Origin of the sequence: Nostoc sp. FACHB-892, from assembly GCF_014698795.1 — a bacterium.
Lineage (GTDB): Bacteria > Cyanobacteriota > Cyanobacteriia > Cyanobacteriales > Nostocaceae > Nostoc.
On sequence record NZ_JACJTR010000049.1, the window covers coordinates 1 to 12,411 of the forward strand.

Genomic DNA, 12,411 nt, shown 5'->3' on the forward strand with positions numbered 1-12,411 from the left:
CTGTATAGGTCGTAGCCTACGGCACTGCTACGGCAGCACGGACACCCACGGCAGAAGCATCAATAATAAGTCCGCCAATAAACAGCCATTTATTATTAGAGGATTAATCAAATCATGCTGAAAATAGTAATTGTTGAACCAGAAACATTCACGCTCTTGGGCATCAAAGCTGCTATTGAACAATCTCTAGATATAGAAGTAACTGGTGATGCCTCCAGTGGAAAGCTAGGTTTTAAATTAATTGAACAGACCAACCCTGATGTTGTGTTAGTTGATTTACTCTTACCCGACATGAGTGGTCTAGAACTGACTCGCTCAATTAAAACAAAGACTAATAGTAAAGTGGTGATTTTTACTAATCAGACTCATGAAGACTTTATTAACTCAGCCTTCCGTCATGGGGCTGATTCTTATATGCTCAAGAGTGCTGATATAGAATTGATTGAACTAGCCATCAAGAGAGCTTACTTTAATGAATGTCTACTTGACCCGAAGCTTGCTAAAAAATTATTAGAAACCCTTTATCAAAACAGATATATTGACCCTAGTTTTGCTGAAAAAAACTTGCTTGACTCTCCCACCGAGCGGCAAATACAAGTCCTGCGATTACTGGCTCAGGGTTTAGTTTTTGAACAGATTGCCAAAGAAATGTTTCTCTCTGTTAGTACAGTCAAACATTATGCCAGTGATTTGTACAGTAAATGGCACGTCAAGAACCGTTATGAGGCTATCAAAAGAGGGGCGATGCTTGGTTATATTGACTATAACTTGATTGTGAATGAATGATTTATCGGTGAGGAGAGCGAGAAAATTAAGTCGGGGAGTGGTGGGGTTTAAGTTTTATTCACCTCTAAGGACAGACAAAAACTGCAAACAATTTCTTACAGTTAATACAAATTTTTTAATGCTGTGACAGCAAAGAAGGTAGTTCGTACATGGAGTAGAAGACTTGCGCTCCACAGTCTAGGAGTGAAGAAGCCTCACTCGGAGTAGTGTAACCCAAGACCTTCATACCAGCAGCAACACCTGCACGCACACCCAAAACGCTGTCTTCTACAACAGTGCAATATGCAGCTTGAACTCCCATATTTTTAGCTGCATATAAGAATAAGTCGGGTGCAGGCTTCCAGCTGCCAATCTCATACGAGCTAAAGATACGCCCTTCAAATCGAGGCAGCAGATTAGTGACACGCAGAGCTAACTTAATTTTTTCGGGTGGCCCACTGGAAGCAACACAGATAGGTAAATTGATTTTGTCAAGAGATGCCTCTATTCCTTCCACACTCAGCAATTCACGCTCGAATGCCTCGGCAGTGCGGACGCGAAGCTGAGTCACAAAATCTGGCGGTAACATTTTTCCAAGCCTTTGCTCAATGACAGCAACACAATCAGTCATTTTGCAACCCTTGAACAATAAAATAGCTTCTTTAAGTTCGAGTGTAAGCCCTAACTCTGCAACGAATTGGACAAGAACGCGATTGCTCAACGTCTCGCTGTCTACCAACACTCCGTCACAGTCAAAAATAACCAGTTCTGTTCGCACTTGTATTTAAGTTCAAGATCAACTGCGGATTTCTAAACTGCACCCATCAAGATTATCAAAATTAAATTTCTTATTGTATATTACAGTAAACCCAGCAATTTACAGGAGATTAACGTATGATTACCCTCTCAGCCAGTGTCCCCGATTAGTTTATGAACACTGTCTACATTTGTGATTTAGATGGTACATTGCTTGGAGATAATGCAATTCTTTCTTCGTTCAGCAAGAAAATACTTCACGAACTCTTGCATCAAGGACTACAGTTTACGGTAGCCAGTGCGCGTAGCGTTGTTTCTATGCAAGTGATGCTGAAGGGTTTAAATCTTCGTCTCCCAGTTATTGAATTCAATGGTGCTTTTATTTCCGATTTTGATTCTGGCAGACACGAAATCATTAATTCTATTTGTCCTGATGTAGTTGAAAGTATATACAAACTTATCCTAGAGTTCGGCTGTGTTCCATTTGTATCTAGTTTTAATGGCACAGAAGATTGCGTCTATTACAAGGATGTAATCAACGATGGTATGCGTTGGTATCTTAATGAGTGCTTAACAAGCAAAGACCGAAGATGGCGAGCAATAGAAGATTTGACGCATTCTTTCCATGATCAAGTCGTTTGCCTAACAGTGATTGGTCACGCACAGCAACTGCTCGAACTTCAAGGTGCGATTATTCAAAGACATGGAACTACCGTAGAGACACACCTAATTGAGAACCAATACTCTCCGGGGTGGTACTGGTTAACAATTCATGACTGCAAAGCTACCAAAGATCAAGCTATTAGAACTCTATTAGAAAATTATGGGTTAGAAGCAAATGAGATTGTCGTCTTTGGAGATCAAATTAATGATATCAAAATGTTCAAAATTGCCGCTCGTGCCATTGCAGTTGCTAACGCAGATGCTGAACTTAAGCGTTACGCGACATTAGTAATTGGCTCAAACACAGAAGATAGCGTAGTTAAATATATCCATCAGGATTGGTCAAACAGATGCGCTTTGAAGTCACATTTTAATATCCGCTAGCACTCTAGTGATTGAAATTGCTTGGTTTCGTTTGGGAGTTATTAAATGACTGGGGTAATATTTGATCTAGATGGAACTCTTTGGAATATATCGAGTATATGTGCATCCGCGTGGAATCAAGCAATTAATATTGCTAAGATTCAGAGAAATCCTATTACTGAGGATGATATCTCTAGGGTAAGTGGTCTGCCTTTTATAGACTGTGTAAAAAATATTTTTCCCGAATTAGCACAGGAAAGTATTTATAAAATTTCTCTTTTAATAGAAGACTGTGAAAAGCAAGAGATAAAAACTAGAGGTGGAACTTTATATAACGGAGTTTCGGAATATTTAGATACTTTGTCTGCTCAGTTTCCCTTGTTTGTAGTTAGCAATTGTGAGTATTGGTACTTACAGGCATTTCTTTCGATGCCTTTAAACAGTAGTAATACAAGCAAGACTTTTGGGGATATATTTATAGACTCAGAATGTTTTGGCAGAACTCAAAAGCCTAAAGCTGAAAATATCATTGCAATCTGTCAGCGCAATAGCTTGAAAAACGCAATATATATTGGAGATACAGAAAGTGATAGATTAGCAGCAATGAAAGCAGGAGTTGATTTTATTCACGTTACCTATGGATTCGGTTATGTAGAATCAGAAAATATCAAGACCGCAGCTTCTTTTAGTGAAGTTGTAGATATGCTATTAACTATTATTAATCTCCCATCGGTAGCTAAGTAAAGTATTACAGGTAGTAAGTGATTTACAGTATTTTATTGTAAGAACGCTTCAGAGAACCTTTTACTGTCTAACAATCTTAAAACCTATGTGGCTTGGAGTTATATTACAAGTGCTGGTTGTCTGCAAATCAAAGCATTCCATCAGAAGCATTGACAGGAAAATTAGCTAGAAACTAAGCTTTAATTAAGAAAAGGTTATAAAACCAAGAATTTCACTTGTATAAGTTTATTTTTCAGACCCAACAGTTTTAGGAGCGTTATTTATTGCATACCCCAACCCTGTTCAAGTGGGAGACAGAGTGTTAATTCTACGCCACTCCTATGTAGCGGGGAAAGTCGGGATAGTTTGCGGTCGAGAGTCTCACTCAGATGGACAAGCAAGCAAGCGATGGCTCATTCAAGTAGATTCAGATGAGGAAAATATTATAGTGTCGCTAACTGTAAATGAGTTTGAAGTGATTAGCCCAGAATTAGAGTGATTGAGCGGGTTATGCGGGAGGCTCCTGAGCAATTCCCAATTCTTTTTTACTGTGCTTCAACTGTTTCCAAAGTGCCTTAATCTGTTTGTAAGCCTCATCAGGAGAAAGCTTACCACTGGTTTCTAAACAGGTAATGTAGCCAACTTTTTGAGCAAATTCTTGAAGGTTGGCATTAAATACTAAATTCTCTGGCTTAACCTGACCGTAGTAGCGACTGCGAGGGTAAAGAAATTTGTTTTTGTGGTTAAGATTAGGCTCGTCCATTACTTCACCCCCAATAAGTGACTTTTTAACAATGATAGTCAGAAGTAAGCTTCAATGAAGAAATTGCCGTCAAGCTAAGTATAAGGCAACTAACTGTGTATTTGCTGCAATAACAGTAAGCCTTTTCAATCATGGAGATATAAATGAAGCGATCGTTTCATTTATAAGTTAGGTATGAGTATTAAGTGCGGATTATACCCCTACTTGGTAATATCGTAGCAATCATAAGCAGGTTTTATCAGCCAACGAAAGAATGCGGCTTGTAGCGTTTGTGGTGTCGGGCTGATTCATAAGCCTGGGTTAAGCGCGTGTCATCGCTCACGAAAGAATCGGCTTTTTGGTCAGTTACATTGTTTTATTAATGTTAGACAATGTAGGCTAGAACGTATGAAAATAAACCGTTTCGGCAGGGCAGAGATCCTCACACCCGACCAAATTAATGTCCTATTTAGCGAGGGCTTTGTCAACCCAAGAGACAAAGCTTTATTTGGGGTGTGCCTTTATGCTGCCTGCCGGATCAACGAAGCTTGCACTTTGGCAGTGAAAGATGTGTTTGGCAGCAACGGTGTCAGAGGGGTATTAGTACTACGCAGTATTAACACTAAAGGCAAGCGGGACACCAGGGAAATCCAAGTGCATCCGAAGCTCAAGCAGTATTTAGAAGAGTACAACCCCAATCGCCGCAAAGAGTTTTTGTTTCCGGGTCGGCATGGACTCTTACATATCCATAAGGTCAGTGCTGACAAAATTCTCAGAGATACCTGTATGCGGCTGGGCATTGAGGGCGTTAGTACCCACAGCTTTCGCAGGACGGCGTTAACCAGGATGAGCGATGCAGGGATACCGTTGCGCCACATACAGGAGATATCGGGGCATCGGACTTTGGCGGCTTTGGAGCGGTATCTGGGCGTAACGGAGAAGCAGAAGCAAAACGCTATCTCTGCTTTGGACTTTTGAACAATGTAGGAGAATTGACCTGGGAACGTTGCAGCGATATCTGGAGGTCACGCCAGAGCAGAAGCGAAAGGCGGTTGAGGTGATTGGGTTCTAAGCTAACACTTTTCTAAATTTTATGTATGCCCTACATAGACTACTATTTGTCAATAATTAATTAGGTAATTGTCATTGCCAAATATTTAAGTTCTAGTAGAAAAACAGTTGTCCTCAAAAATAAATTATGTATATTCTTAAAATTAAGTATTACAACATAGTTGGCAATGACAGAAGCAACTAACGAACCTCTTTTAATTGCAATTAATGAAGGCAATTTAGAGCAAGTTTGCGCTCTATTAGATGCTGGTGCTAATCCTAATACAAAGGATTCTCAGGCACGTCATGCTCTGGTAATTGCGGCTGAATTAGGAAGTTTAGATATCGTTGAGGTTTTATTAGCAGCAGATGCTAACCTAATTATCCAAGGTTATGATGCTTTGTGGGCTGCGGCTTGTAACGGTCATGTAGATGTAGTCAAAGCTTTAGTAGCAGCAGGTGTACCTGACAGTTGTACCCTTGTTTATGCTTATGAACAGCGTCTAATTCTTGCAGCAAAAACTCTAATGAGTGCTGGGGTTGATTTTGATTGGTATTATTTTTTAAATCAACTACTAAATGCAGCTATAACAGGTAATCTTGAAGTTATTAATACCTTAATTACAATTGGGATTAATGTAGATTTAAAAGACCATGAAAAATGCACAGCTTTAATGAGCGCATCTGATTATGGGCAATTAGAAGCTGTGAAATTGCTTGTAGATGCTGGTGCTGATGTTAATGCTTTGGTATGGAAATCAGGCGATAATCCTTTCCTAAATGCAGCTGACGCTGGAGAAAAAGAAGTTTATGATTACCTTTATCCTTTAGTTTCTGAGGAAATTCGTAAAGTAGGAGAACAAAGAATTGCTAGAGGAATAAAAATCAAACAAAGAAAGCAAAGAAAAAATATTGAAAACTTTATTGACGCAGCAATGATGGGGCAGCTAGAAGCTGTCCAAGCAGCTATTAAAAATGGAATAGACATCAATGCGATTGGATCTAACGGGCAGACAGCTCTAATGTATGCAGCTTCCTATGGTCATATATCTGTAATAAAAGTTTTAATTAAGGCAGGAGCTAATCTCGATATCTTGAGTGATGAAGACATTACGGGCGTAAGGCAAACTGCACTGATGCTAGTAGCAAGCAGTTATTTTGCTACAAATCGCCACGAAGTAATTAAAGTATTAGTTGAAGCGGGAGCTAATATTAACCTACAAGGACAAGATGGGTTAACTGCATTGATGTGGGCGACTTTGTGCAACTACACCAATGCAGTAGAAGCTTTGATTGAGTGTCGTGCTGACTTAAATATTAGAGATAAAGATGGTAACACCGCTATCATGTATGCCAAAGCCAGAAAATTTGACGCATTGGTTAATGTTTTAAAACAAGCTGGTGCATCTAAAGGAGGTTTGAAGGAAATTGAACTAATTGAAGCTTGTGAAGAAGGCAATATTGAACGAGTCAAGAATTTAATTGAAATGGGAGTTAATATTAACCATTGCATTGATAATATGACACCTTTGGGTGTAGCAGCAAATCATGATGAAATAGCTTTATTACTCATCAGTGAAGGTGCTAATGTTAACTTTTGAAAGATACTACTCATGCTTTCAGTCTATTATTAGAAGCAGTAAGTAGTTGAAGCTGTGCCATTAGAATGTTTGAGAGCCTCAACCGCGCAAGAAAGGTATGCAGTATTGGCTCTTGAAAGCAGTGCCATTGTTTACTTGTAACCCCCAAAGTAAGCAATTAAGTCCTAAATTTTCTTAAAATTGCAAATTTTAATTTTAAATAAGCTATTTATTAAATCTCTACCGATAATTCTGGATTAAAGTAATTATTTGGTTCATCTGGATAACCACGAGGATTACAAATAACGCGAGTCAAACCGATTTGATAATCTAATTGATTGTGAATGTGGCCGTGAATCCATAATAATGCTCCAGATTCATCAACTAAAGTATCAAGATTTGAAGCATAAGCAGCACTTAAAATATCTGACTTATATTGAAAAGGTATAGATTTTACACTAGGGGCATGATGACTAATAATTACAGTTTTACCAGACAAGCTAGGTAATGTGTTTTTTAACCAATTAACTGACTTTTTACAAATTAGGGCTGTGTCAATAGTTCTTAACTTTGAGTATTGAGGACTTAATCTAATTTTCTTGTAATCATTCATGACTATACTTGCTTCTACACCTGCCATACGCGGCTCACCAAACAGTTTAAAGTCAGTCCATAAAGTACAACCTAAAAAATTTACACCTTCAATGGTAACTAAATCATTCTCTAGAACATGAACATTAGTCCCTAATGAATAGTCTTTTAGCTTATCAACAAGCCTTGGATAAGCACTTCCATAGTATTCATGATTACCTAATACATATATAATTGGTTTATTGGGAATGTTTTGAATTGCCCATTTAATTCCTCTTTCTCTTAAATTAATATCTCCGGCTAAGACAACAATATCAGCATTTATCTCAGGAATATTAAAGGGCTGAAATTCAATATGCAAATCACTTAATATATGAATTTTCATGCTAAATCTATAATTGAAGCATTTTTAAATATGCTCTAGTTCAAGTTTTCAGTTTACGTCGGACTCGCCACTCCATTTCAAGAATGAGTGGTGATTATCGTTAAACGACATTCCCGCTAGGGCTGAACACACAATGACTTGAGGCGTGAGCGTGGATCGACAGAGGGGCGATTGGGGTGTGGTGAGTGGTGCGATCGTCAACCAAGCTCACTTCTGGCGATTTCTATTCTGTTTTGCGTTGAATGCTTCTGATCCTGTCCCCCATGATGGATACTTACCCATGACTGCTAAATAACCAGAAGGAATTCCCCAAACAAGAAACCCTACAATTGCCCGACCAAGATTTGGAGTACGGAAACTGTCAGATACATAAGCAATATAGGCACAAAAAATCATTATGCCGATGAGTCGTAAAGTAATCGGATGACTCTGAGGAAAGAAGCAAGCGATCGCAATAACAACACAGAACGCTGCCATTCCGTAAAAAATAAAAGCTCCAGCAGGCAAACCGCTTGGATCGAGAGCTGTCACAAAGAAACCAGCAGCGCAAAGCAGGGCTACTGCTCCGATAGCTATGCGTGACCCAATACTCATCGTGCAATCTCCTGAAACACACAATACGCTGCCAGGTTGGGTTTCTAAGCGGTTAACTCCTCGCCCTTAATACCTCGCAGTCTACTAGATGAGTTTGCCCAAAAATTAAAGCAACCTAACGGTAAAAGGGGATTGACCTGATTCGTCGCATTCTGCGCCTTGAACGGACTGAGGGGCGGCTGGAATGTTTAGGGAGAGGGACAGATGCGGGTTGGCAGAAGAAATAGGTACTGTCAAGGCGATTAGTACCTATTTAACAGATGTCTTGCGCGGGGATACCTCCCCTTGAACTATTCAGGAAATCTCTGGCCACAGCGACCCCAAGACGTTGCAGCGTTATAAGCGAGGTCACGCTTTCCGCAGAAGTGAAAGGCTGTTTCGGTGATTGGGTTTTAGATTGTTTATGCACCACGCTGTTAGCTGTAAAAATTGAGAAGTATAAATACTTCAACGTGCAATGAGTTTTTTTGAACAAGACAACAATCAAAACTTTGAATTTAATACCATCTGTAAGGAGATTTGGAATCAAAAGTTAATAGTTTTACCTGTTCCTGAACCTCAAACTGTTAAGAAAACTTATGTAGAGATTGGGATTTATTTTCATAACCCATCATGGAAATCATTTCGCTTTAACCCCATTCAAACAATAATTCCGCAAGTTATGACATTAGAGGGGCAAGTAATCCCAAGGTTTTACACTTCAAATGAACCCAGTCATACTTTTCAAATAAATGCGCCGCCTCTGATAAATTTAAAATCTAAATTAGCCCAATGGCTATCAAGATTGACTAAACTCTTTGAACGAGAAGACTATTTAATAGTAAACGCGACAGAAACTAGAGCCATCTATATAACAGTAAGTCTGTTTTGGCAGAACGACCAGCTTCTAGTTGAATTTAATATTCCTGAGTTTAGTTATAGAACATTTGCCATCTACTGGTTTTATAATTTACAGTCCCTAGAAAAATATCAGTTACGATTCATTTATTTACCTGTCCCTAAATTTAGGGATGAATTAAGTAAAGGAGAAGGGATAACTAAACAAGAAAATGAGTTAAGTCTATTAGCTACTCCTTTCATAAATCTACACTTAGTTCAACCTACAAAAACTGAAGCTAATGCTGTAGAGATAGATGGTATTTGCTTTGAAACCATAATCCCAGAAGATTTATTATTAATTCCAGAAAAGAGTAGCAAAATGGGAAATTCTCTGCAAATTGGCATGAAGATTACTAATAATACTCAAATCCCCATTCGTTTTAATTTGTTTGCTACATTAAAGCCGGAATTGGTGAGTGCAGATGGTCAAGCATTGCAAAAAAGTTATTATTGCCACGGGCTTCAGTCACCTAAAAAATCTGATTATCCATTAGCTATGCCGGGCGCAAGCGTGAGCTACTTTTTAAATGCAAAACTATTTTGGTTCAAGCCGGAACAATTAAGATTAGAAATCGCTGCCGGAGATGGAGGTTTTTGGATTTTCGATAATCTGGAAGCAGGTGTATATCAATATCGGTTCATATACAATCAACATAATGCTGAGGCAACAATAAATGACCAAAAAGTTATAAACACAAAATCTTTAGAATGGGTTTCAAAAACTGTTGTGCCTACACCTTTTGTGGAGCTTTATGTTGTAAGCACAAGCAACTTAAACTAATAATGTTAATAATTCCTCTTTCTCTTAAATGAATATCTCCCGCTAAGACAACACGTTATCTGGAGGTCACGCCAGAGCAGAAGCGCAAAGCTGTTTCGGTGATTGGGTTTTAGATTCTTCGCTACTTTAGATCCAGATGGTATCGCTATTAATCAAAAGAATAACCTATAAAGAAAATCTCACTAGGTTGATTTTCTGTGTAGACGATTATATATCTAGCTGTACCTCTATCAATAGAGTGCCAAAAAGCATTTACTGCATCAGTATTTGTGTCGCCCAAAATGACAGATTCAATCATTTCATGGGTAGGTTGCTCAGTGCCAAATAAAGCAAGGAGTTCTGCTGAAGGGAGCGGAAAAGCGGTGTTAAATATTTCTCCAATTATTTCCTGATTTTCTCCTCCAAGTAACGCTGTTTCAAACTCATCTCTTGAAAGTGGACATGGCGTATCAGAAACTCGAAGAATATCAAGGATTGAACGTGTTCCATCAGCATCAGAGGCTTCTAATGCTGCTTCGATGGATGAATGTTGCGCTCCAGGAGATGGGGAACTTTCCGTGATGGGAAAATCGAGCAATGGTATTGCAGGATTATAACGACCTGCCTGAAACTCACGTTTTCGTAACGTATCCAATGCTAAGTTAAGATCCGTTTGATAATCGGTATAGTACCAGTAAGGTTCTGCCCCCATAAAACTTCTCAAAAATTTAGGATATCACAGCATTGAAGATAATAATTTTTAGAGCTATTTAAAGTACTAATCCCCGAAATCTTCAGCAATATTTTTTCCATAGCTTCAAATATCAGTTCTATTACTTACACGCCTGGTTTTGTGATTCGTATTCTTCACAAATTCTTACAGCAGCTTCTAGATATTGATCTAGTAAATGATAATCCTGATATATCCGGTAATACTAATTCAACAGCCGCAGTACTTTCCATTACTCCACCATGCACTTCTCCATCTTCTTCTGCATATTTAAAAGCTGAGATAGAACCCCACAGTCGAGCTATGGCAGTTTGAACTTCTTCCCTCTCAGGGAGATACCATATTTCTTGACTAATCTCAAGACACTGTGAAGGAGTTAAAACATTTTGTTCTTCCATTAGTTGCTGAATATATTTATCAAGCTGATAAAATTTGTCTGATTTCATCTCAGATGAATATATTTGTATACATTCTATTGCCCATTTTATTGCTAAAATATAGCTATAGTTTTGTAATTTCTTGGCAATTGGATAAGCCCAAAGTATTTTTTTCTGCGCTATGGTTTGTTTGACATTTTCTATTATTTGTTTCATAACTATAGATTCCAGTTTAGAAAAACGGATCGAGCAAGAACTACTAGAAGCAGAAGCAAGAGAGTTTGGTTACTTTGGAGTCTACGCAGCTATGGTTGCCGAAGGAGAATTATACCCAGATGACCCAAGGTATCCTTTTTGATACAGTGGGGAGGTATTGATTGCAGGGTTATATAATTTTGAACTTATTAATTAAAATGTCAGCCTTACTTATGAGGCTCTAGTTTTAATATTCATTTTTTCTTTGCGCCATTTGTCCACACTTTTTTTAACTGCTTCTATTTCTGCAAAATCCACTTGCACAGTTGCAGTTTCAAATTCAACACCCAAAGCGGTGCTGACTTCGAGAATTTCTACAAAACTGGCACATTGATAATCTGTATCCTCATACTCTTTCACTCTTTGTTCATCAATTCCTAATATATCAGCAAGTTCTTGCTGACTAATTTTGGCTGCTATCCGAGCTTTAATTAAAGCATTTGGCAGCTTATTTAAAGAATCAACTTTAATTTTTAAAAGGTTGCTGGTGTCGCAATTAATAAGTCTTTCGTATTCTGTTATTTCTGACTTTAACTCGTCAACTTGACTTTGATATGAGTCTCGGTGAAGCTTCCATCGCTCTGGTTCTGCTTTCAAGTGTTCATTGCTATCCAATGACGCTATAGACTGTTCAAAGCGTTGCAACCAATCTAATGAATTTTGATATTGTTGCTCGTTTTTGATCATCATGGTTTCCACCTTTGTAAATCTATAGCAATAATTCCTTTGCGCGTATTCGTCCTGGTATCAAATTGAAAAAAATCTATGTAGGCTGTACCGGAATCATTAGCTGGATAATTTGACGGAAAGATTTCGCCCTTGTACTTAATTTTTTGTTCGGCACGCCGCAGCGCAAAATTAAATAAAGTAGGAGCAATAGATTCTAAGTACTTTATATCAACTCCATTGTCCTCCCAACAGGCATCGAAGTCTCCTGGTTTTTGTTTACTGGTGACGAAACTACCATCAATATAAATAGTTCTACAGCCAGCTGCTTTTAGTTGCGTCATTGCCAGTTCCAGACCGTCTATCATGCGCTGTCTAGTCAAATTTGTACCAAATATTTCTTGAAATTCTGACCATTCTGCCCAATGCACCCCTGATGGTAAAATACCACTTTCGTCAAATTCTGGAATCATTTCTCACACCCTAACACAGCTTAATTATCCAGTTAGGAGTGTCCCATAATTATTTAAAA

General features: G+C 38.4%; 15 protein-coding genes. 7 read left to right on the forward strand and 8 right to left on the reverse strand.

The features are described 5' to 3' along the window. Positions 1–114 precede the first annotated feature (114 nt). A complete protein-coding gene (locus H6G96_RS33780; protein WP_190917840.1) occupies positions 115–786 on the forward strand; it encodes a response regulator transcription factor in 672 nt (223 codons plus the stop codon). 115 nt (positions 787–901) lie between these two features. Here H6G96_RS33780 and H6G96_RS33785 read toward each other — a convergent pair whose 3' ends face one another. Further along, entirely contained in the window at positions 902–1,543 is a 642-nt protein-coding gene (locus H6G96_RS33785; protein WP_199339823.1) for an HAD family hydrolase, read from the reverse strand. Between the two features lie 152 nt (positions 1,544–1,695). On the opposite strand from H6G96_RS33785, the gene H6G96_RS33790 reads away from it, so the two are divergent. From H6G96_RS33790 to H6G96_RS33800, 3 genes are all read left to right on the forward strand, one after another. Continuing rightward, on the forward strand, positions 1,696–2,568 hold the full coding sequence (locus H6G96_RS33790; protein ID WP_190917842.1) for an HAD family hydrolase: 873 nt from the start codon (positions 1,696–1,698) through the stop codon (positions 2,566–2,568). A gap of 45 nt (positions 2,569–2,613) precedes the next feature. Further along, positions 2,614–3,291 (forward strand): HAD family hydrolase, encoded by a 678-nt coding sequence (locus H6G96_RS33795; RefSeq protein ID WP_190917844.1) that lies wholly within the window; start codon positions 2,614–2,616, stop codon positions 3,289–3,291. A 298-nt stretch (positions 3,292–3,589) separates the two neighbouring features. Beyond that, positions 3,590–3,769: a hypothetical protein gene (locus H6G96_RS33800; RefSeq protein WP_347242308.1), complete on the forward strand. Its 180-nt coding sequence runs from the start codon at positions 3,590–3,592 to the stop codon at positions 3,767–3,769. A 9-nt stretch (positions 3,770–3,778) separates the two neighbouring features. On the opposite strand, the gene H6G96_RS33805 is transcribed toward H6G96_RS33800, so the two are convergent. After that, entirely contained in the window at positions 3,779–4,033 is a 255-nt protein-coding gene (locus H6G96_RS33805; protein WP_190917850.1) for a hypothetical protein, read from the reverse strand. Positions 4,034–4,420: 387 nt separating this feature from the next. Between H6G96_RS33805 and H6G96_RS33810 the strand changes: the two genes are divergently transcribed. Both H6G96_RS33810 and H6G96_RS33815 read left to right on the forward strand, forming a co-directional pair. After that, positions 4,421–4,990: a site-specific integrase gene (locus tag H6G96_RS33810; protein WP_190917852.1), complete on the forward strand. Its 570-nt coding sequence runs from the start codon at positions 4,421–4,423 to the stop codon at positions 4,988–4,990. 260 nt (positions 4,991–5,250) lie between these two features. Further along, positions 5,251–6,663: an ankyrin repeat domain-containing protein gene (locus H6G96_RS33815; RefSeq protein ID WP_190917854.1), complete on the forward strand. Its 1,413-nt coding sequence runs from the start codon at positions 5,251–5,253 to the stop codon at positions 6,661–6,663. Positions 6,664–6,874: 211 nt separating this feature from the next. On the opposite strand, the gene H6G96_RS33820 is transcribed toward H6G96_RS33815, so the two are convergent. Together H6G96_RS33820 and H6G96_RS33825 are read right to left on the reverse strand one after the other, a co-directional pair. Continuing rightward, positions 6,875–7,618: a metallophosphoesterase gene (locus H6G96_RS33820; RefSeq protein WP_190917856.1), complete on the reverse strand. Its 744-nt coding sequence runs from the start codon at positions 7,616–7,618 to the stop codon at positions 6,875–6,877. Between the two features lie 207 nt (positions 7,619–7,825). Further along, entirely contained in the window at positions 7,826–8,212 is a 387-nt protein-coding gene (locus H6G96_RS33825; protein WP_094346802.1) for a hypothetical protein, read from the reverse strand. Positions 8,213–8,669: 457 nt separating this feature from the next. On the opposite strand from H6G96_RS33825, the gene H6G96_RS33830 reads away from it, so the two are divergent. Further along, positions 8,670–9,872: a hypothetical protein gene (locus H6G96_RS33830; protein WP_190917864.1), complete on the forward strand. Its 1,203-nt coding sequence runs from the start codon at positions 8,670–8,672 to the stop codon at positions 9,870–9,872. Between the two features lie 148 nt (positions 9,873–10,020). On the opposite strand, the gene H6G96_RS33835 is transcribed toward H6G96_RS33830, so the two are convergent. The 4 genes from H6G96_RS33835 to H6G96_RS33850 all read right to left on the reverse strand — a co-directional run bounded on the left by H6G96_RS33835 (position 10,021) and on the right by H6G96_RS33850 (position 12,352). Further along, positions 10,021–10,563, reverse strand: coding sequence for a hypothetical protein (locus H6G96_RS33835; RefSeq protein WP_190917865.1), 543 nt, complete (start codon positions 10,561–10,563; stop codon positions 10,021–10,023). Positions 10,564–10,718: 155 nt separating this feature from the next. Next, positions 10,719–11,174, reverse strand: coding sequence for a hypothetical protein (locus H6G96_RS33840; RefSeq protein WP_242063505.1), 456 nt, complete (start codon positions 11,172–11,174; stop codon positions 10,719–10,721). Positions 11,175–11,384: 210 nt separating this feature from the next. Then, positions 11,385–11,903 (reverse strand): helix-turn-helix transcriptional regulator, encoded by a 519-nt coding sequence (locus H6G96_RS33845; RefSeq protein WP_347242309.1) that lies wholly within the window; start codon positions 11,901–11,903, stop codon positions 11,385–11,387. Beyond that, entirely contained in the window at positions 11,900–12,352 is a 453-nt protein-coding gene (locus H6G96_RS33850) for a hypothetical protein (protein WP_190917866.1), read from the reverse strand. The genes H6G96_RS33845 and H6G96_RS33850 overlap by 4 nt, the downstream gene beginning before the upstream one ends. Positions 12,353–12,411 lie beyond the last annotated feature (59 nt).